Here is a 24,195-nt window from a genome sequence, read left to right as displayed (position 1 = left end):
TCGTGGCGCTTCACGGCTCGCCTGTCGATAACAGGGCAACCATCACGCTCATCCGCGGCGCCGACCTCGTGGCGGCGCCGTGGAAGAATGGCGGCGGCGTCACGCGTGAAGTCGGGGCGTTTCCCGCAGGCGCGGGGCTTGACGCCTTCACGTGGCGCGTAAGCATCGCCGATGTGGCGCAGGCCGGGCCGTTCTCGCGTTTTGCGGGTATCGATCGTACGTTGGTGTTGTTGTCGGGCGCGGGCATGTTGCTCGACGAAACAGACGCCGGCGGCGCTCACTCCGTGCAGACGCTCGCGTTGACTCAGCCGCTCGATATCGCGCAGTTTGCGGGCGAAGCGCAAATCGACGCACGCCTTGTGAACGGTGCCACGCGCGACTTCAACCTGATGGTTCGTCGTGGCGCGGCCGTGGGCGAAACAGAGGTGTGGCGAGGCGCTACGCAACGCACTTTGTCCGCCGACGTAGTGCTGTTGTTCTGCGCAAGCGGTTCGGTTTCGGTCACGCTCGGTGGCGAAGGCCAACCGCACGTGCTTCAGGCCGACGACACATTGCGAATCGACACGCCGAGTGCACTGTCATGCACGGTCGAGGGCGCGGACGCATTGCTCGCGATCAGCATCCGCAATACATGATGTTCGCAACGATGACGACGATTCGCGGGCGCGCTTGAATCCAGGCAAAAGATTTACCGAAGGCCCGGCAAAGCGCGCCGCGAACCACCACAGACACGCAACGAGCTGCAAAGAGCACGCGATGAAGCAAACCGTCTGGCATCACCTGAAATTGTGCCCCCAGGGCGATCCCCAACACACGCTGCCCGATGCCGCGATTGCCGTTGAAAACGGCAAGATCGCGTGGCTCGGCGCGGCCTCCGAATTACCCTCGGACTACGCCGCGTGGCCGCGTGAAGATTTGCACGGCGCGTGGGTGACGCCGGGTCTCGTCGATTGCCATACGCATCTGGTGTACGGCGGCCAGCGCGCGGACGAATTCGCGCAGCGCCTCGCCGGCGTCAGTTACGAAGAAATCGCGCTGCAGGGCGGCGGTATCGTTTCGACGGTGCGCGCCACGCGTGCCGCCGACGAAGCGTCGCTGTTCGGTCAATCCGCCGCGCGTCTTGAACCGCTGCTAGCCGAAGGCGTCACGGCGGTCGAAATCAAATCCGGCTACGGCCTCGATCTCGCCAGCGAGCGCAAGATGCTGCGCGTCGCGCGCCAGTTGGGCGAGCGCTATCCGGTATCGGTCTATACGACGTTTCTCGGCGCTCATGCCTTGCCGCCCGAATTCGCGGGAAGAGCCGACGCGTATATCGACGAAGTCTGCAACACCATGCTGCCCGCGCTCGCCGACGAAGGCCTGGTCGACGCGGTCGACGTGTTCTGCGAGCGCATTGGTTTTTCGCGGGAGCAAAGCGAGCGTGTGTTCAAAGCAGCGGAGCGCTACAAGCTGCCGGTGAAGATGCATGCCGAGCAGTTATCGAACAGCGGCGGCACGGCATTGGCTGCGCGTCACCATGCGCTCTCCGCGGATCACCTCGAATTCCTCGACGAAGCCGGCGTTGCCGCGATGAAAGCGTCCGGCACCGTCGCCGTGCTGCTGCCCGGCGCGTACTACTTTATCCGCGAGACACAGTTGCCGCCGTTGGACTTGCTGCGGCGCCATCAGGTGCCGATCGCGATTTCCACCGACAGCAATCCCGGCACGTCGCCCACGACCTCGTTGCTGCTGATGATGAACATGGCGACCACGCTGTTCCGCATGACCGTGCCCGAAGTGCTGCAAGGCGTGACCTCGCATGCGGCACGCGCGCTCGGCAAGGCGGACAGACATGGCTCGCTGGAAGCCGGGCGCGCGGCGGATTTCGCGGTGTGGTCGGTGGATTCGCTGGCTGAGCTGGCTTACTGGATTGGGCGTCCGTTGTGCGCGCGCGTCGTGCGCGCGGGCGAGACGGTTTATACGCGGCGTGATTTGAGCTAGGGCCTGAGAGATGACGCAACCGATGACGCAACCGATGATGCAATCAAAACAATCGCTATTCGCTGATCACGCGTATCTACCCGACGGCTGGCGCCGCAATGTGCTGCTGGAATGGGACGCCAACGGCACGCTGACGTCGGTTACGCCCGATGCGGCGGCTGTTCCTGACGGTGTGCAGAAAGCCGCCGGCCCCGTGTTGCCTGGCATGCCGAACCTTCACTCGCATGCGTTTCAACGCGCGATGGCCGGTCTTACCGAATATCGTGCCGCATCTGGCACAGGCGCTACCGATAACTTCTGGAGCTGGCGCGACCTGATGTACCGTTTCGCCGCGCGGATCACGCCTGAAGGGCTCGCTGCTGTGGCGCAGTGGTTGTACATCGAGATGTTGAAGGCGGGCTATACGTCGGTCTGCGAATTCCACTACGTGCACCACTCGCAGGATGGCAGCCGCTATGCGAACCCGGCGGAACTGGCGCAGCGTGTGGTGGATGCGGCCTCGGCGAGCGGCATCGGCATGACGATGCTGCCCGTGCTGTATCAGTACAGCGGCTTTGGTTCGCGCGCCCCGCGTGACGATCAGCAGCGCTTCATCAATACGCCGGAGAGTTTGCTCGAACTGCTCGGCACGGTGCGGGCGGCGCGTCCCGAGAGCGCCGCGCTGCGTTATGGCGTGGCGCCGCATTCATTGCGGGCGGTATCGGCCGATTCGCTGCATACCTTGTTGAGCGGCATCGAAAGAAGCGCGCCGGTTCATATCCATATCGCCGAGCAAACCGCTGAAGTCGAGGCCTGCCTTGAAACCGAAGGCGCACGCCCGGTGCAATGGCTGCTCGATCGCTTCGATGTGGATAGCCGCTGGTGCCTCGTGCACGCCACGCATGTCGATGCGAACGAAACGCTGGCGCTCGCGAAAAGCGGCGCGGTCGCCGGTTTGTGCTTGACCACCGAAGCCAATCTCGGCGACGGCATTTTTCCGGCGCACGAATATCTCGACGCGCAAGGGCGCATCGGCGTCGGTTCAGACAGCCATATCGGCGTCGACTGGCGCTCGGAATTGCGTTTGCTCGAATACGGCCAGCGTCTCACGCGCCGGCAGCGCAATGTGCTCGCATCGTCGCAGGCTACGCATGTGGCCGATCGTTTGTTCGACGCCGCGCTCGAAGGCGGCGCGCATGCCACGGGCCGCGCGGCCGGCGCATTGCAGACGGGGCGCCGGGCCGACTGGCTGGTGCTCGATCCGGATCATTCGAGCATCGCCGAGCACGCGCCGGACGCGTGGCTCTCGGGCGTTGTATTCTGCGAGCATGGCGAGTCGCCGATTCGCGACGTCTACGCGGGCGGCGACAAGGTTGTCGACAACCGCCGCCATCGCGACGAAGAGGGCGCTTACGCGCGTTATCGCGGGGCGCTCGCCGATTTGCTCAGGTGAATGGCCAATGCCGCTTGCCGGCGCGAGATGCTCGCGTGCATTGTCGAGTAAGCTGAGCCCTCGACTTTTATCGATTCCATCGATTCCGGACTGACATGACTGCTTCGTCTACTGCCACTACTCCGCCGGTTTTATCGCTGCATCAGGGAAGCTTGCCGTTGCTGATTTCGATCCCGCATCTGGGCACGCAAATCCCCGCCGATATCGCCGCAACGATGACGCCGGTCGCCGGGCGCACCGACGACTGCGACTGGCACCTCGACCGTCTCTACGCGTTTGCGAAACGCATGGGCGCGTCGATCCTGTCGCCGACCTACGCGCGTTATGTGATCGACCTGAACCGCCCGCCTGATGGCGCGAATCTCTATCCGGGGCAGGACACCACCGGTTTGCTGCCGGTCGATACCTTCAACAAGGAGCCCCTGTACCTGGAAGGCCATTTTCCGACCGACGCCGAAGTCGCGCGCCGGCGCAATGCTTACTGGAAGCCCTATCACGATGCACTCGCGGGCGAACTCGCCGCGCTGAAGGCGAAGCACGGCAAGGTGCTGCTGTGGGAAGCGCATTCGATCCGCTCGCACGTGCCGCGTTTTTTCGAAGGACGTCTGCCGGATTTCAATTTCGGCACCTCGAACGGCGTCAGCGCGGTGGCGGGATTGGGCGAGGAATTGGCCGCTGTGGTCGAACGGCATGGCGGCTATTCCGCTGTCGCCAATGGGCGGTTCAAGGGCGGGTATATCACGCGGCAATATGGGCAGCCGTCGCAAGGTGTGCACGCGGTTCAGCTCGAACTGTCGCAGATTACGTATATGGAGGAGCAGATGCCGTATGCGTATGACGAAAGCCTGGCCGTGAAGGTCGAGCCGCTGCTGGAGGCGCTGGTGAAGACAGCGCTGACGCACGTCGCCGCGGCGTAAGCGCTGAACGCGCACCTGTCGGTGCGCATTCGTTACGAGCAGGTCTGCCGTCGTTTCACTGCGCGGCCTGATCGCTGACGGCCTTCACGAGATCGAGTTGCGCCTTCAATGGATCGGGCTTGCCCGCCGTTGTCGCGACCCCGCCAGCGGCAAATTCGAGCAACGCATCCTGCCCTGCGGCATAGGCGGGCCAGGCGGGCCGGCCGTCGCCGTTCGGGTCGCCTGTCTTCGCAAAGGCGACCCAGTAGGCGTTCGCCAGTTGCGCGACCTGCGTGTCCTGAGCGGTGACCGCCTGGCCGTAGCGGGCTCCCAATGTATCGAAGACGAACGGAATCTCGCTCGCGTGCCGCGCGCCGCTCCATTGGTCGCGCATCGATTGCGCAACATACGAGAAGCGATACACATAGACCGGATCGTGCTGGGCCGAGAGCGTCTGCGCGACGAAGCGGGCCGGCTCGATCATCATCAGATCGCGCGCGACCTGCATGGCTACATCGTCGACACTGTTCGTGCCCAGCGGATCGAACGCGGCCCGCGCCGCACCCAGATTCTGCGCGCCGAAGATCGCGAACACGTCGTCTTTCGTCTGGGCCGGAACGGGGAAGCCGATGTCCTGGTCGTTCGCTCCGACCATCAGCGGCACGCGGTTGTATTGCCCCTGCGCGTAGAGGCGGCCGGGGTCGTCCGGCACGATTTGGCCGTCGATCATCGGGCCGGCATACGTCGTCGTATTGATCATCGTTTCGAGGTTGAGCCCGGCGACCACCTGGTCTGCCGGCAACGCGCGCAAACTAGCCAGCGCTGCCGCGTCGCTGCCGGCAATGCCGACGCTTTGCGCAAAGGCCGTGCCGAGCTGCTCGCCGGACGGGACGCCGTTCTGTCCCGTATCCCGCAGATAGCGCCCGGCGGTGATATTGGTGCGGCCGCCGCCGGATTCGACGATCGCTTTCTGAAACAGCCCCTTCGTGAGCGGCGACGTGATGAGCGCATGCACCGAATAGCCGCCCGCCGATTCGCCGAACAGCGTGACGTTGCCCGGATCGCTGCCGAATGCCGCGATATTGCACTGCACCCATTGCAGGGCCGCGATCTGATCCATGTAGCCGTAGTTGCCAAGCTGTCCGCGTGGGTCTTCGGCGCTCAGCGCAGGATGGGCAAAGAAGCCGAAGCGGCCAAGCCGGTAGTTGAAACTGACGAATACCACGCCTTGCTTCGCGAACTGGCTGCCGTCGTACACGGCAGGGGACGACCCGCCGTTCACGAAGCCGCCGCCGTAGATCCACACCATCACCGGCAACTTCTGTGCGGTTGAACCGCCCGTAGCGGCGGGCCGCCAGACGTTCAGCACCAGGCAATCTTCAGCGGGAGCGGTGCCGAGCGGCGCGGCGTCGCTGGGGAAGGGTTTCTGCATGCAGTCGTGGCCATAGACGGTGGCCTCGCGCACGCCGGCCCATGCCGCCACTTTCTGTGGCGGCCGCCAGCGCAAGTCGCCCACCGGCGGCGCGGCAAACGGGATGCCCTTGTACGACAGCACGCCGTCCGCCGCCGCACCTTTCACCGCGCCGCTGTCGATGACGGTCACGGCCGGGTCCGGCGCGTTCACGTTGCCCGAGCAACCGGCGAGCAGCGCGGCCGCGCCTGACCATCCGACCCACGTCGTCCATCGGCCCGGCTTCGATGCGGTGCGTGCGAGGTACGGCGCGATTGTCGCTATCATGTTCAGTTCCGTCTCCATGGTTGTGATCGGAGGACTGTAGGCGCCTGAGTCCGACGGCGTTTGATCTCGGGTAGCAGCGTTTGACCGGCTGGCATCGAGGAAAACCCTGGCGCGCGTGCGAACCGCGGCATGCCTGAGCGAAGCAAGGCAGGCGCATGTCTTGCAGGTGCACGCCGCGCAGGCCGGGTGCGCCCGCGGCAGTTCGCGACGAATGGAACGCGGCATCGGTACGGGAGTCAACAATGAAGGACCACGACGCCTGACGAAGGCCCGTCTGGTTCGGACGCGCGGGCTGCTGGCTGCGAGCGACGCCGGCATGGCGCGGCTGAGCTCCTTGACATGGCGGTTGCGTGCCGCACGGCGAAGCGGCTACCCTTTCACGAAGATGACGCGCGGGCTCTGCCGCAGCGGCATCCTGAAGATATCGGGCGAGAAAGATGGAAGACCCAGCGATGGAAGATTCCGACGAACCCCTGCTCCCCGTCTGGCGGGCAAACCTGGTGGTGCTGACCCAGGAGGTGGGCGCGGCGACGCGCCTTGCGCGGATGATGACGTTTTCCGCGAGCTACCTGAAGCTGATGCTGTCGGGCCAGCGAGAATTCAGCGAAGAGTTTGTCCGTGGCGTCGAGGCGGTGACGGGCTTGCCTGCGGGCTGGATGAACAAGCCGCACGACGAGCACGACATACCGGCCAATGCGCGCGAAGCGATCGACAACGAACAGCCGCTGGCGCGGTTTCGCGGCACGGCGCATCCGGTGCGCAAGAAGACGGTGCTGCGGCCGCCCGAGCCGATATTCGGCCAGGCGGCTCCGTCCAAACGCCTGGAAGAAGAAACGCTCGACGCCGAAGCGCATCGGCGTCAGGCTCACTTTCGCAAAGTCCGCGATCTGGCGATGCAGGACGTGCGGCGCTTCGAGCGGCATTTGAGTCATGCGCCGGTGGAGCTTGCATCAATGCGCTCGAAAGTGGAGGACGTGATCGCCGCCGCCGATCTCGACGATCCGATCCAGTCCGACCTGGCTGGCCGGCTGGAGCAGATCGAAAAGCATCGGCATTTATTGCTCAGGCATGTGGAGCGGTTGCAGGCTTTGCTTGGGCAGATTGGGGAAGGGGATTGATGCCTGACGTCACCTGACGTGACCTAACGTCACCTAACGCCTGCGCCGTGCGTGAAACTCACCTTCGAGTGTCCATGTCACGCCATCCTGCGCCAACGCAACCCCGGTCCAGTGGAACGAATCCCTCGTGATATCGGTGAAATTCCAGCGGATCGGCGTGCCGTCCGCATGCGTGCCGATCTGCACGAGATCATCGCCGACGCGCCGGCCCGTCAGTTCATCGCGCTGACCGGTCTGCGGATTCATGTAAGTCACGCGCCACGCCCGCAGCGCCGGGTCCCACACCCGCAGCGTGGTGCCGTACATGGTCTCCGCGGCCGCGAGCCCCGCATGACGCTCGCCGCGTGGCGGCATGATCCACACGTCCTGCACGGCGCGGCCCTCCAGTACCCAGCCGAAATGAATTTCGCCGCGGCGGCGCGCGTGGCGAAGGTCGACGCGGTAATGCAGCACGTCCATGTCCCAACTGCCGATCAGCCAGCCGTAGAGGTCGTCGGCGGCATCGATGTCGGCGGCGCGCGCCGGGGCGCCCAATGCGGCGTGAAAGCCGCGCTCGACGGTGTCGTCCAGCATGTTCATCGTGTGTGCTCCTTCGGGTGTTCAGTGAAAGCGCCATCGCCGGATCGGACAAAACCGCGCCGGCCGCCGATGTGCTAAAACCACGATACGGACTCGGCCGAGGTGCATCTTGGGGAAAATTGCCGTCACTTTGCAGCAGGCGCTCGCGCAACGTGCCCGCGAAGGCGTGCGCGGCAGCACGACCGCGCGTCCGTTGGCCCAGGGCGCGAACTGGCATGTCGAGGACGTTCTCTGCACCTTCGGCCCGCGCGACCAGCCGTTCGAAGAACGGCACGCGGGCGTGTGCATCGCCATGGTGGTCGCCGGTTCGTTCGGCTACCGGAGCGCGACCGGACGTGCGTTGCTGACCCCGGGCGCACTGATGCTCGGCAATACGGGTGACTGTTTCGAATGCGGCCATCGGCATGCGGCTGGCGATCGCTGCATTGCGTTCCGCTATGCGCCGGCGTATTTCGAGCGGCTTGCCGCGGACGCGGGGATCGCGAGCGGTGATCCGAATTTCAAACGCGGGCGCATTCCGTCGCTGCCCGCGTTGTCGCCGCTGATCGCGCGGGCCTGTGCCGGCGCGCTGGAGGCGGACGGCGCGGTGTGGGACGAACTCGCCGTCGAGGTGGCCGTCTCGACGCTCAAGGCGGCGGGTGCATTGACGCGTGCGGAACCGCCCGCCAGCGCCGCGGCCTGGGCGCGCGTGGCGCAGACGGTGCGCCTCGTCGACGACACGCCCGGCGCACCGCATACGCTGACGAGCCTCGCTGCCGCGGCGGGCTTAAGCGAGTTCTACTTCCTGCGTACATTCCAGCGCGTGACCGGCGTGACACCGCATCAATATGTGCTGCGGGCACGCTTGCGGGCAGCGGCGCTGCGCCTTCGCGACGATAGCGCGAAGGTCGTCGATATCGCGCTCGACTGCGGCTTCAACGATCTGTCGAATTTCAATCATGCGTTTCGCGCGGAGTTTGCGTCGAGTCCGCGTGCGTGGCGCGCGAGGGGCGGGGCGCGTCGCGCATGACCCCGTGCGCCGCGTTCATGAAGGTGGCCGCCGCATTGGCGCTGGTTGCGTGCGCAACCGCCGTGCAGGCTGAGGGCATTGCTGAAAGCACCACCCAAACCCCCGATGACCGACCTCTCCCCCTCGACAATGGAGCGCGACGTCCATCTCTTCGTAATCCAGAAAGACGGTTCCGTCGAAGAACATGACGATACGGTCCTGCGGGCCAACACGACGAGCGGCGTGGACGATATCGCGCAACGCTACGTGTGGTTCAGCAAGGACATCGAGCAGGTGCAATTGCTGGCCGCGGAAACGATCGATCCGAATGGCGTCGCGCATCCGGTCGGCCCCGAGGCGATCCGCGACGTGCAGGAACCTCGCTCGGCGGGCGCGCCGAGTTTCGAAGACGGCGTGTTGCGCACGGTGATCTTTCCGGGCGTCGAGCCCGGCTCGCGCGTGCATCTGGCGTTTCGCAAGACCCGCACGAAGCCCTTGCAGGCCGGTACGTTCGCGTACCTGGTCGAACCGACGCGCGACCCTGTCGAGATGCAGCGCCTGATCTTCGACCTGCCCATCGACGTGCCGCTCTATGCCGATGCGCGCGGCTATGTCGCACTGCCGCCCGTCACGGCAAACGGTCGCACCCGTTACGAGTTCGACTACCAGCATGGCCCGTATGCGCCGCTCGAAGCGGGCGCCGTGGGCTATGCGAACTGGGGCGACCGGCTGATGGTGTCCACGGTGCCGGACTTCGCGAGTTTCGCGGCGCGTTATCGCGGCCCTGCTGCCGACGCGACGAAGAGCGACCCGGCGATCGTCCAGCTCGCGCAGAGCCTGACCGCCGAGGCCAATGACCCGCGCGCGAAAGCGCAAATCCTCTACGACTGGATGCGTTTGAATATTCGCTACGTCGCGCTGTTTCTCGGCGAGACGGCGGCGATCCCGCACAAGGCGATCGACATCCTGCACAACCGCTATGGCGACTGCAAGGATCACGTCGCGCTGTACGGCGCGCTATTGGCCGCGGTCGGCATCCGCAGTGAGGCCGTGCTGCTCAATCTCGGGCCGTACTACAGTTTGCCGTCGGTGCCGGGATACGGCGGAAGCGCGATCAATCATGCAATCGTCTGGATTCCTGATCTATCGTTATTTGCCGACACCACGGCGGGCGGCGTGGGTTTTGGTTATTTGCCGCCGAGCGTGATGGACCGGCCCGTTCTGCTGGTCGACGACGGCGTGCTGGCGCGCACGCCGGCCACCCAGGTGCGCGAGCGCGCGGTGCGTCTGCAGATCGACGTCGACGAGAGCGGGGCGGCGAACTACGCGTATCGGGTGGAAGATGCCGGCTATACCGCGGAACTCGAACGCAATGTGTTTCGACGGGCAACGCGGCAGCGTACGCAACAGATCGCGGCGAATCGTCTGTTGCAGACCGGCTTGCATGGCACGGCGAACTTGCGTACCGGCGACGTGGCCGCCACGCAAGGACCGTTTTCCACGTCGATGCAGGGACGGGTGGAACATCTCGTCTGGGCCGATGGGACGACTGCTGTGCCGGCCTTGACGAGCTTATCCGGCGGAATGGCCGGGCAGGTGCAGGCGTGGCTCGCGGAGCCTGCGAGGACGCAGCCTTGGGCCTGTATCGAAGGCGCGTTCGACGAGACGCTGGAAATGACGCTGCCGAGGTTCGCCCGCGTGACGGAGGTGCCGCCGGATGCCACGGTGAAGGATCGATTCTTCGAGTTTTCTTCTCACTACGTGTTCGATCCCGCCACGCGGGTCTTGCAGGTGAGGCGGCAGCTTCGGGCCGCGTTCGGGCATCAGATGTGTTCCGCCGATGAATTCGCCGCCGTGAAGGATGATCTGGTCCGGATCGAGCGCGATCTCGATGCCGAGGTGGTGGTGAAGGCGATGAAGTAGAAGAGGGTGCCTCTGCGACGCGTGGCGTCTGTGCGTGTGCCTGCTGCGATCCATTTCCATCGCAGCAGGCGCATACGCTCATACCGGCGCTAGAGGTAAATAGGCCTTAAGTCCCACTCTTGGTGACGACAGGCACCCAGTTCCCGCTCTTCACCTGGTAGAGCGTAGAAGCCCCGCTTTTCAATGCCCCGGTGTTGTCGAAAGAAATCTTTCCGGTGACGCCGTCATAGTCGATCGCCTTGAGTACAGGTCGATAAACCGCCGGCGAGGTGGATTTGGCCTGCTGCATCGCCTTGATCGCGGCCCATGCGCCGTCATACCCAAACGGTGCGTACGACAGGATATCCACTCCGAACCGCTTCTTGAACTTCGCGGAAAAGTCCTTGCCGCCCGGCAACTGGGCCAGCGGCCGGCCGTATTCCCAGGCCATCACGCCTTCGGCCGAGTCGCCGGCGAGCTTGATGAAGTCCTGGTCCATCACGCCGCCGCCGCCCACCAACTGCGCGTTCATCCCCAATTGCTTCATGCGTTTCGAGAAGCCCGCCGCCTGAGTATCCAGACCGCCGAAGAAAATCAGATCCGCGTTGGTCGCCTTGATCTTGGTGATTTGCGTGCTGAAGTCGACCGCGTGATTGTCGGTGTATTCGCGTGTCACGATGTTGCCGCCGTGCGCCTTCACCGCCTTCTCGAACTCGTCGGCTTCGCCCTGGCCGAACGCAGTGCGGTCGTCGATGATCGCAATGCGTTTGGCCTTCGTCACCTCGACGGCGTAGACGCCCGCATTGCCGGCGTTTTGCGCGTCGGTGGAAATCACCATGAAGGTGTTCGCGAAGCCTCGTCCGGTAATGATCGGATTGGTCGCGGCCGGGTCGATCATCGGAATGCCGCCCTGTTCGTACACCTGCGAGGCGGGAATCGTCGTGCCCGAATTGAAGTGGCCCACGACGCCCGATACGCCCGCGTCGACCAGCTTCTGCGCGGCCTGCACGCCGATGCGCGGGTCGGCCTGATCGTCTTCGGAGACGAGCTGGAATTGTGCAACCTTGTCGCCGATCTTGATCTTCTGCGCGTTGGCTTCTTCGATTGCAAGCCGGACACCGTTCTCCAGATCCTTCCCGTAGCCGGCGTTGGCGCCCGTCAGCGGCGCGGCGAAGCCGATCTTCACGGGCAGGTCGTCGGCGAAACTGGCCAGCGGCGCGATCGCGAAGGTAGCGCCAACCAACAGAGCAAGCGGTTTCAGCGTGTTGCGAAGACTCATGGTGTCTTTCTCCATCGACAGTTTCAGTGTGAAAGCGGCAAGACGGTAACGCTGGATCGACTCACAGTGGCGTTCACATGCTGGTCAATCTGGCGCGAATATAGAAAGCCAATTTGCGACCGTCTTGGCAGTTCGCGGCGCTTTGAATGAGAATTTCGGCATAGGCTGCGCAGCGCATTGGCTGGCGGCTTGTCAGCAACGGCGCGCGGGTGCGGATTGCTGCATATGCTTAAGAAAGGGGATGGCCCGTATTTGCTGAAGGAGCGACGGGGAGGCGGTCCGGAGAAGCCATTCGGGAAACCGGCGCGAGTGCGCCGGCTTTACTGCGGCGGCACAGTCGCAGAAGCAGACTTCCGCGAAGCGCCGGCAAAAATGCGAGGAACGGCCAAATACGGCCAAATACGGCCAAATCGCCAGGTGGGATTGGCCGCGAGTTAAAACAACGCCTTTAGTGCTCGCCTTGCTGGCGCAGCAACTCTTCGCGCAGACGCAGAAGGGGCGCCTTGGTTTCTTCGTCGGCCCAGGTGTCGAGGTCGTCGATTGCACGCTGACAGCCGTCGAGCACCAGGTCGAGGTCCACTGGCACGCCGTTGTTCAACGCAAATTCGATCGTCTCGGCGAACTGCTGGCACTCGTCTTCGCCATATGAAATGTCGAGGTTGTCGGCGATGACTTCGGCGATATTGCTGCGCGCCTTGTCGTCGGGCGTCACCATGTCGACGATGCCGCGCGCCACCGCCGGCGAATAGTAAAGCGCGATGTCGAGCCACTGGGCGGGATCGAAGTCGGCCTGGTCGAACTGGCTCTCGAAGTACTCGATCGCTTCCTGCTCGTGCGCTTCGTCCGCGTCGACGCTCATGCACAACTGCTCAAAAAATTCTTCCCGCTCGCTGCGGATATAACCGTCCATCGATGCCTCGTCTGCTGAATGCCGGATGCCCGTATGTCTGAAAATTGCGGCGTAGGCGGCTGGCGGTCCGGGCCTACGCGGCACGCATTATAGGACGCCCGGCTGACAAACGTGGGTCACATGCCGATCGCGGATTCGGTTAGTAATTGACGCGGGTTGCACGGGTGCGAGTCGAGCCGTGCGTGCGTGCTGGGCGCCAGGCGCCTATGCCGTTTCCGCCACCCAGGCGTCGAACCATTCGCGCGGTTGCGCGATTTCGTTTTGTGCGGCCACCAGTTCCAGCTCATAGCGCCCGGCTTGCCACGTCGCCTTGACGACAGCGTTCACGGCGGCCAGCGTGTGCTCGAAAGCCGCGCGGATCGAGTCGCCCAGCAGCGTGCGCGCGACAAATACGGCGCTCGTCAGATCGCCGACGCCTACCGGCTGCCGCGCGAACGGGTAGAGCGGACGCTGCCCCATCCAGGCCTCGCGCTCGGTGACGACCAGCATGTTGAAGCGGTCGGCGGGACTGTTGCGATCGAGCAGATGTTTGACCAGCATGAGTTTCGGTCCACGCGCGATGACCTCGCGGCACGCGGCCACGGCTTCTTCGAGTGTCTCGATCTCACGGCCCACGAGGCGCTGCAACTCGGTATGGTTCGGCGCCATGGCGTCGGCGACCGCCGGCATGGTGCGCACGAGAAATTCCTGAATGCCCGGTTCGACCCTGCAGCCGCTCGCGGCACCCATTACCGGGTCGCAGAAGTACCACGCGCGCGGATTGGCGGCCTTCACGGCCTTGACGATCTCCAGCACCGCTTGCGCCTGCTCGGGCGTGCCCAGATAACCGGACAGCACGGCGTCACAGCGCGGCAGCATGCCGATCGCGCCGATCCCTTCGACCAGATCCTCCATCTGCGATGCCTGAATCGCACCGCCGGTCCAATGACCGTACTGCGTGTGGTTCGAGAACTGGACGGTATTGAGCGGCCAGACAGTGACGCCGAGCCGGCGCATCGGAAACACGGCCGCACTGTTCCCGGCGTGCCCGAAGACGACATGTGACTGGATGCTCAGAACGTTTTTCGTCATGGTGTGGCCCGCGCAAGCGGTGATGCGCGATCAAAGAGAACGGACGGATGGCCGCGCGAACGAACCGGCCTTGGCCGGGCGCCTGAAGCGGCGTAACTGATTCAGATAGTGTAAGAAAAACGCGCGATCTGCATAGTCAGGAAACAATGCATGAGTTTGTCACATGCGAGTTGATCCGTCCCCGCCTTGTTGCGTCCGGTGTTGCGTCGAACCATCAAACGGATGGGAGATCAGGCGAGTTCGCGGTACAGCGCCAGATAGCGCTCGGCCGAGGCGCCCCAGCCGAAGTCCTGTTGCATCGCGCGCCGCTGCGTGGCTTTCCACTCGGTGCGGCGGTCGTAGAGCGCGAACGCGCGGCGGATCGCCGCCGCCAGACCCTTCGGCTCGAATCGTTCGAACACGAAGCCGGTGGCGAGATCGTCGGCGAGATTTTCAAGCGATGCGTCGACCACCGTGTCCGCCAGGCCGCCCACGCAATGCACGAGCGGCAGCGACCCATAAGCCAGCGCATACAGTTGCGTCAGCCCGCAGGGTTCGAAGCGCGACGGCACCGCGATCACGTCGCTGCCCGCGACGATCGTATGGGCGAGTGTTTCGTCGAAACCCAGTTCGACCGCCACCGATTCCGGATGCATGTGCGCAACGCGTTTCAAGCCGTTTTCGAGCGCCGGGTCGCCGGTGCCGAACACCACCAGTTGGCCGCCGCGCTTGACAATCTCGGGCACCGTTTCGAGCAGCAGGTCGAGGCCTTTCTGTTCGGTGAGCCGGCTCACCACGCCGAATAGCAGCGCATCGCTTTTCTGCGCGAGGCCGAAGCGCTTCTGCAGCGCTTCCTTGCAGGCCAGTTTGCCGGCCAGTCGGGTGGCGGTGTAGTGATCGTCGAGGAGCGCGTCGGTGGCGGGGTTCCACACCGAATAGTCGACGCCGTTCAGGACGCCGCTCAGATCGTGCGAGCGATGGCGCAACAACGCGTCGAGCCCGCCACCCTGGGCGAGGGTCTGGATTTCACGGGCGTAGGTCGGACTCACGGTGGTGATGCGGTCGCTGTAGTAGAGGCCCGCCTTGAGGAACGACAACTGCCCATAGAATTCGACGCCATGCATGCTGAAGAAGTCGTCCGGCAACGCCAACTGGCCGAACTGATGCGCCGGGAAGACCCCCTGATACGCGAGGTTGTGCACCGTGAAGACGCTGCGCGCGAACGAGCGGCCGTGCTGCCGCTCGGCCGCTTTCAGATAGGCGGGTGCGAGCCCGGCGTGCCAGTCGTGCGCATGGACGATCTGCGGCGCCCACGCCGGGTCGAGGTGCTGCGCCAGTTGGGCGGCAACCCAGCCGAGCAGGGCGAAGCGCTGCGCGTTGTCGCCGTACGGTACGTGCTCGTCGTTCAGATACGGATTGCCGGGCCGGTCGTACAGCGTGCCCGCGCGGATCACGTAGACGATCAGGCCGTTCGACGGCAGCGTGCCCTGTTCGAGCGTGACACCCGGCGAGTCGAACCGGCGGCCCAGCTGCGCGATGGGCCGCAAGTCGGTCAAGCCCGCGACCACCGCCGGAAAGCCGGGCAGCAGCACGCGCACATCGGCGCCGCGCTCGATCAGCGCGGGCGGCAATGCGCCCGCGACGTCGGCGAGACCGCCCGTTTTGAGGAGGGGATACAGCTCGCTTGCGACGTGCAGGGCGCGAATCGTCATAGGCTCGGTCTCGTTCCTGTTAGGGCGGGTGCGTAAGGTCCAGGTCTACACGGGCAAAGCGCGGGCAAAGCGGGCAGCGGCGTCAGCCCCGTTCGTTTTGCCGTTCCGGCGCGCGACACGTGCTTCAGGTGCCTTTCTGCCGCAGTGCATCGGGCGTGACCAGCACGACGCCGTCGTCGGTGCGATAGAAGCGTTCGGCGTCGGCCGTCGGATCTTCGCCGATCACTGTGCCGTCCGGAATGGTGCAGCCGCGGTCTATCACCACTTTCTGCAGCCGGCAGCTCGCGCCGACGGTGACCTGCGGCAATAAGACTGCCTCATTGATATTACAGAACGAACTCACTTTCACATTCGACGACAGCACGGAACGCGAAATCTGCGAGCCCGAGATCACGCAGCCGCCGCACACGATCAGATTGTTGCCGGTGCCTTGCAAGCCTTTCAGGTCGCGTACGAATTTGGCGGGCGGCAATTGCTCCTGATACGTCCAGATCGGCCAGTTGCGGTCGTACAGGTCGAGCGTCGGAATGGTGGAGGCAAGGTCGAGGTTGGCTGCCCAGTAGGCGTCGATCGTGCCGACGTCGCGCCAGTACGGCTCCACGGTCGGGTCCGACGACACGCACGACATACTGAAGGGATGCGCGATCGCCGTGCCTTGCGTGACGACGCGCGGCAGGATGTCCTTGCCGAAGTCGTGATCGGTGTCGACGCTCGAGATGTTCTCTTCGAGCAGCGCGTACAGGTAATCGGCGCTGAATACGTAAATGCCCATGCTGGCCAGCGCCGAATCCGGGCGGCCCGGCATGGCGGGCGGATCGGCGGGTTTCTCGACGAAACCGGTCACGCGGCGGTTTTCATCGACGGCCATCACGCCGAAGGCCACCGCGTCCATGCGCGGCACCTCGATGCAGCCGACCGTGCAATCCGCGCCGCTTTCCGCATGGTCGGCAATCATGCGCGTGTAGTCCATCTTGTAGATATGGTCGCCCGCCAGCACCACCACGTATTTCGGCCGGATCGAGCGGATGATGTCGAGATTCTGGAACACGGCGTCTGCGGTGCCGCGATACCAGTGGGCGCCTTCCACACGTTGTTGCGCCGGCCACAGATCGATGAATTCGCCGAATTCGCCGCGCAGGAAGCCCCAGCCGCGCTGCAAATGGCGCAATAGCGAGTGCGCCTTGTATTGCGTGACGACCGCGATGCGGCGGATGCCGGAGTTCAGACAGTTGGAGAGCGCGAAGTCGATGATCCGGTATTTGCCGCCGAAGTGCACCGCCGGTTTGACTCGCTTGTTGGTGAGCGGCCCGAGCCGCGTGCCCCGTCCGCCCGCGAGGACGATGGCGAGGGTGGTGCGTTGCAGATCGTTCAGCCGTGCCGGAGTTTCCATGTTTGTCTCCTTTCTCGGCCAGAGATAGCGTTTTAGCTGTCGATCGGAGTGCGAGCTTTAGCTGTCGATCAGAGTTCGCGCTTTATTTAGCGCGTTACTCCGATCTCATGCAAAGCTCGTTACTCCGATCCCCTGCAAAGCACTGACTCTGGTCCCATGCAAGATGGTTGCTGGTTAGTATGCCCCGGATGGTCTCGTGCTCTCGCTCCGCGCCATTGATTCGTGCTGCCAGGCGGCACCGTCTTCGCGGGCCCGTCTGCTAGTTCTAGCACCGATTTGGCGCGGACGAATAGTGCTGATTGTGCGGATGCCGCTTGGACGGGCGCCTTTCGAACGATCAACCCTTGCATGGGACGCATCCGTGCGGCACGACACATAGAGCGCTAGATGCAGCGCCGCAATATGCGTGCCAAACCGGCCGATGCCGCCGTGAGCTTGCGCGCGCGGCAGCAAAGTCTGGCGGCGCGTCGTAGAATCGTGCGCTCTGAACGGGGTTCGGGCGTTGGCTTGCCGGCGCGCGGCCTGCACGCTTTACGCTGATTTCTCTTGGCAAAAAACATTCGATGAATCTCCGCCGCCAGTCTCTGTTTGTCATTTTGAGCGCCTGTATGCTAGCCGCAGCGCCCCGGGTTTTCGCCACCACGCCGGCCAGCGCTGCTGCTACGGGGAATCCGGCTAGTTCTGGTCTTTCGGGTGTTTCGGGTGTTTCGGGTCTCTCGACTACCAAGCCTGGTTCCGCGGCAGCCGGCAGCGCGCCGGCAGCAACGGTCGACAACAGCGGTCCGGCGTACGGCCCCGAGTTGCAAGGCTTCAACTATCCGGCGCCGGTCGGGCAATTCGACTTCACCTCGCAAGGTGTGACGTTGCACATGGCGTATATAGATATCAAGCCGGAGCACGCGAACGGCCGCACGGCCGTGTTGCTGCACGGCAAGAACTTCTGCGCGGCGACGTGGGACGTGACCATTCATCGTCTGAGCGACGCCGGCTATCGCGTGATCGCGCCGGACCAGATCGGTTTTTGCAAATCGAGCAAGCCGGAGCACTATCAGTACAGTTTCCAGCAACTGGCGCGCAATACGCATGCGTTACTCGAATCGCTCGGCGTGACCGATGCGACCGTCATCGGCCATTCGACCGGCGGCATGCTCGCGATACGTTATGCGCTGATGTATCCGCATGAGACCCAGCAACTGGTGCTGGTCAATCCGATCGGCCTCGAGGACTGGAAGGCGAAGGGTGTCCCGTCCTTATCGGTCGACCAATGGTACGAGCGCGAACTGAAGACGACGGCGGACAGCATTCGCCGTTACGAACAGGCGACCTATTACGCCGGCCAGTGGCGCGCCGACTATGAGCCGTGGGTGCAGATGCTGGCGGGGATGTACCGCAGCCCCGGCAAACAGATCGTGGCGTGGAATTCCGCGCTGCTGTACGACATGATTTACACGCAGCCGGTGGTGTACGAACTGGGCCACCTGAGCATGCCGACGCTGCTGCTGATCGGCCAGAAGGACACGACCGCGATTGCCAAAGACGCGGCCCCGCCCGAGATACGCGCGAAGCTCGGCCACTACCCCGAGCTGGGCAAGGCCGCGGCAAAGGCGATTCCGCACGCGACGCTCGTCGAATTCGCCAATTTGGGGCATGCGCCGCAAATGCAGGATCCGCAGGCGTTTCATCAGGCGCTGCTCGATGGGCTGGCGGCGGTGCCGGCAAATCGGTGAGTGTCAGCGCGCCGTCTGAGCTTTGCCCGAGGTCAGAGCCTGGGCGTGCGCTCGAGTTGAAGTCCTTTGGTCGCGGTCCGAGCTTGGCACGAGCTTGAGTTCAAGCCTGGAAATGAGTTCGAACTCGCACCGCGCTGACTGGGCGCGGTGAGCGTGGCGGTTGAGTAACCTGATGTTCGTGCGCCAAGGGCGGCCGACCGATCGACGCAAAAAGAAGGGCGACCTGTGCTGATACAGGTCGCCCTTTTTGCTGCTTGCCGGTGTTGTTATTTACCGGCGCTCAACTCTTCGCGCACTTGCGCGGCGATCTCGAACGAACGCAGCCGTGCTTTGTGATCGTAGATTTGCGCGGTCAGCATCAATTCATTTGCGCCGGTTTGATCGATGATGGACAGCAGTCCTTCGCGTACCACGTCGCGATCGCCGATCACGGAGCAGGCGAGCGAATGCGCGACGCCGTTCAACTCCATCTCCGACGCTTCAATCCGCTCGACCGGCGGCTGCAACTGACCGGGCGTGCCGCGCCGCAGATTGACGAACTGCTGCTGGAGCGAGGTGAAGAGACGCCGCGCTTCGTCGTTGCTATCGGCGGCGAACAGATTGACGCCGACCATGGCGTAGGGCTTATCGAGCGTCGCTGACGGACGGAATTGCTCGCGATAGACCTTCAGCGCGGTGAACATATGGTCGGGCGCGAAGTGCGACGCGAACGCGAATGGCAGACCGAGTGCCGCGGCCAGTTGCGCGCTGTACAGCGACGAGCCGAGCAGCCACAGCGGCACATGCAGACCCGCGCCGGGGACTGCGAGAATGCGCTGGCCTGGCACGGGGTCGGCGAAATAGCGTTGCAACTCGACGACGTCGTCGGGGAAGGAATCCGCGCTATTTTGGAGATCGCGGCGCAGCGCGCGGGCGGTGTTTTGATCGGTGCCGGGTGCGCGGCCGAGGCCCAGGTCGATGCGATCTGGATAGAGCGAGGCGAGGGTGCCGAACTGTTCCGCGATGACGAGCGGTGCGTGGTTCGGGAGCATGACGCCGCCCGAGCCGACGCGGATGGTTTTTGTTCCGCCTGCGACGTGGCCGATTACCACTGCGGTGGCTGCACTGGCGATGCCGGTCATGTTGTGGTGTTCTGCCAGCCAGAAGCGGCGGTAGTGCCAGGTTTCCGCGTGTTGGGCGAGGTCCAATGTGTTTCTGAACGCGTCCGCGGGGGTGGCACCTGCGGTGACGGGCGATAGGTCGAGGACCGAGAAGGGGATCATTTTCTGTTCATGTGATGTTTCGGGCGCTTTCGCGCGATGGGGCATTGTGGCAAAGGTTTTGGTTTTCTGCTGATGGTTGGGGGATGTCCACGTTCGTGGAAGGGGGTTGTTTTTGCCTGTTCGGCGAGGGGTGCCTGCGCGGCGCTTTTTCGGTGCGCCCGCGGTGTTGGCCTTTCCTTGCTTTGTTAGTGGTTTATTAGCGTTGCCCCTGTGCGGGGCGGCACCTACTTCTCTTTGCCGGCCGCAAAGAGAGTAGGCAAGAGAAAGCGGCTCAAACCGCTAATTCTTAAGCGGGTCCCCCGCGCAGCCACGGTAGTGGTGCATCTGGAATCCGTGTTCTCGCGCATTCGGCGTGAGTGACAAGGCAGTCATACATCCGGCGGCGCTTCGCGCGCCGCGGGGCACCTCCTAAAATCGCCCGCTGCGTTTTGGTGCTCTCGGTTTTTGTTGGGCACCATGAATCACGGGCACGGGCAACAATCTCGGCATCGGCCTTAGCTGCAGGCAACAGCTACAGCCATTGCAGTACGCCGACATTCATTCGGCGGGGATGAGTGCAGAGGCACTTCACCGAGGCGAAGCCGATGGCCCCCACCGAGCGAAAACGAAGCCCCTGGTTTCCCATGCAGACCTATCCGCGACGCACGCAGTGCGGAGTGGGAGCAAATGAGCCCTTAGTCACTCACGTCGAATGTGCGGGGGCACGGATTCCAGATGCACCACTACCGTGGCTGCGCGGGGGGACCCGCTTAAGAATTAGCGGTTTGAGCCGCTTTCTTTACTTATCTTTCTTTGCGGCGGCGGCAAAGAAAGTAAGTGCCGCCCCGCACAGGGGCAACGCTAATAGACCACTAACAAAACAAGGAAAGGCCAACACCATAAAACCACAGACAAACAAAGCCCCGCGCAGCCCAACCCATTACACTCAAACCCGATAAACATATACCCGATCAATATTTAACAACCGCATGTAGCACTGCTACCTTAAACCCCTCAACCAGAGCAGCAAATCCAGCCAGCAAAAAGCCACCGCCCCGCCGGGCAAAAAACCCCACCTAGGGAGACACACACCGTGTCCATCGAATTCATCGGCATGATCCAGACCCGCAAGGTGTCTGAAACCCACACACCGCAAGGTCCAATCATCGACATCGACTATGTCGAACAATTCGCCCGCGCACATGAAGCCGCAGGCTTCGATCGAATCCTCGTGCCGCATCATTCGACCAGCCCCGACGCGCTCCTCACCATCGCCCACGCGGCCAGCGTCACCAGCAAAGTGCACTTCATGCTCGCGCATCGCCCAGGCTTCGTCGCGCCCACGCTCGCGGCGCGCCAGCTGTCAACACTGGATCACTACTCGGGCGGCCGGCTCGCCGTGCACATCATCTCCGGTGGCGACGACGCCGAACAGCGCCGCGACGGCGATTACCTCTCGCATGACGAACGCTACGCCCGCACCGACGAATACCTGCATATCCTGCGCCGCATCTGGACCGAAACGAAACCCTTCGATCACAACGGCCCGTACTACCGCTTCGAACAAGGCTTCTCCGAAGTGAAACCGGTGCGGCAACCCCATATCCCTGTGTATTTCGGCGGCGCATCCGCGCCCGCGCTCGAAATCGCCGGACGTCATGCGGACGTCTACGCGCTCTGGGGCGAATCGAAGGCGCAAGTGCGCGAGCAGGTCGCCCGCGTGCGCGCGGAAGCCGCCAAACACGGCCGTACCGTGCGTTTTTCAGTGTCGTTCCGGCCCATTCTTGCCGCCACCGAAGCAGCCGCCTGGGAACGCGCGGAGCACATCCTTGAAGAAACCAAGCGGCTGCGTGCGGCGCAAGGACTCGGTGTCGGCGGCCCGGCGCAAAGCGAAGGCGCGCGGCGGCTGCTCGCGGCATCCGGTGAATCGGATCGCGTCGATGAACGTCTGTGGACCGGCGTCGCCAAGGAAATCGGCGGACGCTCGAATTCGACCGCGCTGGTCGGTACGCCTGAACAGGTCGCCGACACGCTCGCGGAGTATTACGCGCTTGGCGTCTCGACCTTCCTCGTGCGCGGCTTCGATCCGCTCGAAGACGCCATCGACTACGGCCGTGAACTGATTCCGGCCACCCGCGAACGCATCGCACGCGTCGAACGCGTCGAACGCGCGGCAGCCTGAACGGAGCCACGATGACTGATCTGTCCGCAGCACGGCAAAGCACCCTGGTGCAGCAAAGTGCCCCCGCACGGCCAAATACTCAGGTGCAGCAAAGTGCCGTCGCACTGCAAGACACCCGCGCACTGCAAAGTACCCCGGTACTTCACAGTGCCCCAACGCTTCAAAACACCTCAGATACACCGCCGCTCCAGCGTCACGCGCCACTCCAAAAATTCTGGTTCGACGACGTCCCGCCGCGCGAAAGCATCGCAGCCGAACGGCGTTATCGGCAAGAACGGCTCGCCGTGGCGTTTCGCCTGTTCGCGCGCTACGGTTTCGATCAGGGGCTCGCCGGCCATATCACCGCGCGCGATCCGGAGTGGCCCGATCACTTCTGGGTCAATCCGTTCGGCAAGCATTTCGGCCGCATTCGCGTGTCCGATCTGCTGCTGGTGAATGCACAAGGGGAAATCGTAGTCGGCGACGGGCCGCTGAATCAGGCGGCTTTCGCAATTCACGCGGCGATTCACGAGGCGCGCCCCGATGTGGTCGCTGCCGCGCACACGCATTCGCTCTACGGCAAGGCATGGTCGACGCTTGGCCGTACGCTCGACCCGTTCACGCAGGACTCATGCGCGTTCTATCAGGATCACACCTTGTTCGACGACTTCCGCGGCGTCGTGCTCGATACCGGCGAAGGCGCGCGTATCGCCGCAGCGCTGGGCGAGAGAAAGGCAGTCATCCTGAAGAATCACGGCATCCTCACGGCGGGCCCGAGCGTCGAAGCCGCGGCCTGGTGGTATATCGCCCTCGACAACGCCTGCCATGCGCAACTGCTTGCCGAAGCCGCCGGCACGCCGCAAGCCATCCCGCACGACGTCGCCACACTCACGCACGAGCAGGTCGGCCGCCCGGGCGGCGCGCTATTTGCGTTCCAAAGCCTGCTGGAAGGGCTGGTCGAAGTCGAACCCGACGTCCTGACCTGAGTACTCCCTTACATGATCCAACGTTTCGAATCGCCGGTTTCGCTCCGGCGCCGCCGGCTCGTGTCCGTGCTGCCCGCAGCCGCATTGCTCGGCGCAGCAGGCACAGGCCTGTTTCCGATTGCCGCCGATGCAGCCACACCGGCCGCCGGCGAGAAAGCCGATTCGCACGCCGATCCGCACGCCGATCTCAGCAAGGTCCGGTTGCGCGTCGCCACCTACAAAGGCGGCGACGCAACGCTGCTGAAAACCGCCGGGCTCGCGAATACGCTGTACACCATCGACTGGTCCGAATTTCAGTCCGGCAACGCGATGATCGAGGCGATGAACGGCGGCTCGCTCGACATCGCCTCGGGTAGCGAGATCCCACCGATCTTCGCGCAGATGCAGAACGCACAGGTACGCGTGATCGCCGTCTACAAGGACGACGTCAACAATCAGGTCGTGCTGGTCCCCAAGGGCTCGACGATCCGCTCGATAGCCGATCTGAAGGGCAAACGCGTCGGCTATCTGCGCGCCACCACGACGCATTACTACCTGCTGCGCATGCTCGACGAAGCAGGGCTATCGTTCAACGATATTCAGGCCACCTCGCTCGCGCCGCGCGACGGTTTTGCCGCGTTCAACGCCGGTTCGCTCGATGCCTGGGCGATCTACGGCTACAACGTGCCGCTCGCGATCTCGCAAGCGGGTGCGCGCGTGCTGAAAAACGCCAACGGCTATCTGTCCGGCAACTATCTTTACTACGGTCATCCGGCGGTGCTCGCCGACCCGCAAAAGTGGGCCGCATCGGCGGACTTGCTGGTGCGGCTGCAGCGCGCCTGCACGTGGTTCGGCCAGCATCAGGATGTCTACGCGAAGGTGTTGTCCGCGGAATTGCGCGTACCCGAGGAGGCGATCCGCTTGTTGTATCGCAACCAGAGCCAGGCGCGTCGCGTCACGGGCGTCACGCCGGCGGACATCGCGAGCGAGCAGCAGGTTGCCGATACGTTCGCGCGTGCAGCGGTCATCGACCGGCACGTCGATGTCGCACCGTTATGGACCGACACCTTCAACGCCGCGCTCGCCCACGGTGCGTGACCGGTTCAAGCCACTCCACTTTGTGACCA

At 63.8% G+C, this 24,195-nt stretch carries 18 protein-coding genes and 1 pseudogene; 11 read left to right on the top strand and 8 right to left on the bottom strand.

Annotation, left to right across the window (positions count from 1 at the left end; all coding sequences use genetic code 11):
- Nucleotides 1-2 precede the first annotated feature (2 nt).
- The 4 genes from B0G76_RS14535 (at nt 3) to hutG (ending at nt 4,329) form a co-directional block, all read left to right on the top strand.
- Nucleotides 3-635 carry a HutD family protein gene (locus B0G76_RS14535; RefSeq protein WP_120296388.1) on the top strand — a complete coding sequence of 211 codons (633 nt, stop codon included), beginning with the start codon at nt 3-5 and terminating at the stop codon, nt 633-635.
- A gap of 121 nt (nt 636-756) precedes the next feature.
- Complete coding sequence (gene hutI / locus B0G76_RS14530; RefSeq protein ID WP_120293163.1) at nt 757-1,980, top strand: imidazolonepropionase; 1,224 nt, start codon at nt 757-759, stop codon at nt 1,978-1,980.
- A 34-nt stretch (nt 1,981-2,014) separates the two neighbouring features.
- The gene (locus B0G76_RS14525; RefSeq protein ID WP_120296387.1) at nt 2,015-3,412 is read left to right on the top strand and encodes a formimidoylglutamate deiminase; all 1,398 of its coding nucleotides are present in this window, start codon (nt 2,015-2,017) and stop codon (nt 3,410-3,412) included.
- A gap of 95 nt (nt 3,413-3,507) precedes the next feature.
- Nucleotides 3,508-4,329 (top strand): N-formylglutamate deformylase, encoded by an 822-nt coding sequence (gene hutG, locus B0G76_RS14520; RefSeq protein WP_120293161.1) that lies wholly within the window; start codon nt 3,508-3,510, stop codon nt 4,327-4,329.
- Between the two features lie 55 nt (nt 4,330-4,384).
- Here hutG and B0G76_RS14515 read toward each other — a convergent pair whose 3' ends face one another.
- Entirely contained in the window at nt 4,385-6,046 is a 1,662-nt protein-coding gene (locus B0G76_RS14515; protein ID WP_120296386.1) for a carboxylesterase/lipase family protein, read from the bottom strand.
- Between the two features lie 452 nt (nt 6,047-6,498).
- On the opposite strand from B0G76_RS14515, the gene B0G76_RS14510 reads away from it, so the two are divergent.
- A complete protein-coding gene (locus tag B0G76_RS14510) occupies nt 6,499-7,164 on the top strand; it encodes a hypothetical protein (RefSeq protein ID WP_120296385.1) in 666 nt (221 codons plus the stop codon).
- Nucleotides 7,165-7,197: 33 nt separating this feature from the next.
- Here B0G76_RS14510 and B0G76_RS14505 read toward each other — a convergent pair whose 3' ends face one another.
- Entirely contained in the window at nt 7,198-7,743 is a 546-nt protein-coding gene (locus B0G76_RS14505) for a hypothetical protein (protein ID WP_120293159.1), read from the bottom strand.
- 109 nt (nt 7,744-7,852) lie between these two features.
- Between B0G76_RS14505 and B0G76_RS14500 the strand changes: the two genes are divergently transcribed.
- The gene (locus B0G76_RS14500; RefSeq protein WP_120293157.1) at nt 7,853-8,752 is read left to right on the top strand and encodes a helix-turn-helix transcriptional regulator; all 900 of its coding nucleotides are present in this window, start codon (nt 7,853-7,855) and stop codon (nt 8,750-8,752) included.
- Nucleotides 8,749-10,654, top strand: a pseudogene (locus B0G76_RS14495) (DUF3857 domain-containing transglutaminase family protein). Before B0G76_RS14500 ends, B0G76_RS14495 begins: the two are co-directional and overlap by 4 nt.
- Before the next feature lie 106 nt (nt 10,655-10,760).
- Here the strand turns inward: B0G76_RS14495 and B0G76_RS14490 are convergent.
- The 5 genes from B0G76_RS14490 to glgC form a co-directional block, all read right to left on the bottom strand.
- Nucleotides 10,761-11,912 (bottom strand): branched-chain amino acid ABC transporter substrate-binding protein, encoded by a 1,152-nt coding sequence (locus B0G76_RS14490; RefSeq protein ID WP_120296384.1) that lies wholly within the window; start codon nt 11,910-11,912, stop codon nt 10,761-10,763.
- A gap of 448 nt (nt 11,913-12,360) precedes the next feature.
- Complete coding sequence (locus B0G76_RS14485; RefSeq protein ID WP_120293155.1) at nt 12,361-12,822, bottom strand: hypothetical protein; 462 nt, start codon at nt 12,820-12,822, stop codon at nt 12,361-12,363.
- Between the two features lie 204 nt (nt 12,823-13,026).
- Nucleotides 13,027-13,893 (bottom strand): pyridoxal kinase PdxY, encoded by an 867-nt coding sequence (gene pdxY, locus B0G76_RS14480; protein WP_120293153.1) that lies wholly within the window; start codon nt 13,891-13,893, stop codon nt 13,027-13,029.
- Nucleotides 13,894-14,123: 230 nt separating this feature from the next.
- On the bottom strand, nt 14,124-15,584 hold the full coding sequence (gene glgA / locus B0G76_RS14475; RefSeq protein WP_120293151.1) for a glycogen synthase GlgA: 1,461 nt from the start codon (nt 15,582-15,584) through the stop codon (nt 14,124-14,126).
- A 124-nt stretch (nt 15,585-15,708) separates the two neighbouring features.
- Entirely contained in the window at nt 15,709-16,974 is a 1,266-nt protein-coding gene (gene glgC / locus B0G76_RS14470) for a glucose-1-phosphate adenylyltransferase (protein WP_120293141.1), read from the bottom strand.
- Nucleotides 16,975-17,582: 608 nt separating this feature from the next.
- Here glgC and B0G76_RS14465 point away from each other — a divergent pair.
- Entirely contained in the window at nt 17,583-18,701 is a 1,119-nt protein-coding gene (locus tag B0G76_RS14465; protein WP_259460581.1) for an alpha/beta fold hydrolase, read from the top strand.
- 266 nt (nt 18,702-18,967) lie between these two features.
- Here B0G76_RS14465 and B0G76_RS14460 read toward each other — a convergent pair whose 3' ends face one another.
- Complete coding sequence (locus B0G76_RS14460; protein ID WP_120296383.1) at nt 18,968-19,963, bottom strand: LLM class flavin-dependent oxidoreductase; 996 nt, start codon at nt 19,961-19,963, stop codon at nt 18,968-18,970.
- Between the two features lie 1,072 nt (nt 19,964-21,035).
- Between B0G76_RS14460 and B0G76_RS14455 the strand changes: the two genes are divergently transcribed.
- The 3 genes from B0G76_RS14455 to B0G76_RS14445 are packed head-to-tail and all read left to right on the top strand — an operon-like array spanning nt 21,036 to nt 24,166.
- Nucleotides 21,036-22,124, top strand: a complete 1,089-nt coding sequence (locus B0G76_RS14455; protein WP_120293137.1) for an LLM class flavin-dependent oxidoreductase — start codon at nt 21,036-21,038, stop codon at nt 22,122-22,124.
- Between the two features lie 11 nt (nt 22,125-22,135).
- Nucleotides 22,136-23,089 carry a class II aldolase/adducin family protein gene (locus B0G76_RS14450; protein ID WP_259460580.1) on the top strand — a complete coding sequence of 318 codons (954 nt, stop codon included), beginning with the start codon at nt 22,136-22,138 and terminating at the stop codon, nt 23,087-23,089.
- A gap of 12 nt (nt 23,090-23,101) precedes the next feature.
- Nucleotides 23,102-24,166, top strand: coding sequence for an ABC transporter substrate-binding protein (locus B0G76_RS14445; protein ID WP_120293135.1), 1,065 nt, complete (start codon nt 23,102-23,104; stop codon nt 24,164-24,166).
- The last annotated feature ends 29 nt before the right edge of the window (nt 24,167-24,195 follow it).

Origin of the sequence: Paraburkholderia sp. BL23I1N1, assembly GCF_003610295.1 — a bacterium.
Lineage (GTDB): Bacteria > Pseudomonadota > Gammaproteobacteria > Burkholderiales > Burkholderiaceae > Paraburkholderia.
Note: the sequence above shows the minus strand (reverse complement) of the source record. Positions and strands in the feature narration are given on the sequence as shown.